Raw genomic sequence first — 1,550 nt, 5'->3', positions numbered from 1 at the left:
CCTATGGTTACTTCCTATATTGACCATGGTATTGGCAGGTTGGCTAGTATTAAAAGCAATTCAAGACGCTGGACAGCGAGTCCAGATCCACTTTTCGGACGCTCAAGGTTTAATTGCAGGCAGAACGACGATTCGCTATCAGGGTCTAGAAGTTGGAATGGTGAAAGACATCAATCTTGCTGAAGATTTACAAAGCATCTATGTCTCTGCCGACATCTACCCAGAAGCAACCAAACTGCTAAACAAAGATACTCGCTTTTGGATGGTCAAACCGACTGCGAGCTTGTCTGGCATCTCCGGATTAGATGCTCTAGTATCGGGCAACTACATCGCCATTTCACCTGGGTCTGACTCATCAGAGCTCGAAACCGAATTTTTCGCATTGGAAAGAGCGCCATCTGATTTGATGGCAAACGAAGGTTTAAGTATCTCTTTAAAAGCGCGCGACTTAGGGGGCATCTCCGTTGGTTCACAAATCGTTTATCGGAAAATCCCAATCGGTGAAGTATACAGCTACCAGCTAGATTCAGGTTCGAAAAACGTATTGATTCAAGCTTCTATCCAAGATGAATATCGTCACATTATTACCGATGACAGTCGTTTCTGGAATGTCAGTGGGATTGGCGCCAATATCGGGTTCGCAGGGGTTGATGTGCGCCTTGAAAGCTTCAGTGCACTAATTGGAGGCTCCATTGCGGTAGACTCGCCAGAAGGTGGCGAACCCGTCGCAGACAATACCCAATTTAGACTCTACCCAGATATTAAGACCGCAGGTCGAGGTATCGCTATTAAGATCGCTCTACCAGATGACAGCGAAATCAGTGAAAACGGTGCGCCGATCATGTACCGAGGGATTGAAGTCGGACAAATCACTGACTTAGAGCTTAGCTCGGGCCGTGACAGCATTGTCGCCTCTGCAGCGATTCAACCCGCCTTTAGCGATATGCTGACTACAGGCAGTCGCTTCATTCTTCAAGAAGCTAAAGTCTCTCTTTCAGGCGTCGAGAACCTGGCCAATATTGTAAAAGGCAACTTTCTAACCATAGTTCCGGGTGAAGGTAAACGATCACGTAAATTTAGCGCAGTACGTAAAGATGAGTTTAATCGCCAACAAGCGCGTTCAATGTCACTCAATTTAATCGCTGAAAACTCATTTGGTTTAGATAAAGGCGCTAATATTCTTTACCGTGGAATTAGTGTTGGTTCGGTGACTCAAGTCAAACTTGAAGAAGACCAAGTTCGCCTTGATGCGTTGGTCGATAGCGATTACGCCCATCTAATTAAATCCCAGAGTCGTTTTTTCGTTACAGGCAGTGCTAGTGCTGAACTGACAGAGTCCGGTTTGAATATTTCCGTACCACCAGCAAAACAACTTCTTACCGGGTCTATTAGCTTTGTAAGCGAAGGCGAAAGTAGCCCACAAGATGCTTACAGGCTCTACCCAAGCAAATCCCTAGCGGAGTTAGCAAAATACAATATGTCAGGTACGACTAAACTCACCCTGTTCACCAACGAACTGCCACCGATTAGTAAAGGAAGTCCACTGCTAT

General features: G+C 45.8%; 1 protein-coding gene. It reads left to right on the top strand.

Annotation, left to right across the window (positions count from 1 at the left end; translation table 11 throughout):
* On the top strand, positions 1-1,550 hold a 1,550-nt coding region (locus QTO00_RS19535; RefSeq protein ID WP_331426227.1), incomplete at both ends, for a PqiB family protein.

Origin of the sequence: Vibrio sp. M260118, assembly GCF_036533755.1 — a bacterium.
GTDB lineage: Bacteria > Pseudomonadota > Gammaproteobacteria > Enterobacterales > Vibrionaceae > Vibrio.
Note: the sequence above shows the minus strand (reverse complement) of the source record. Positions and strands in the feature narration are given on the sequence as shown.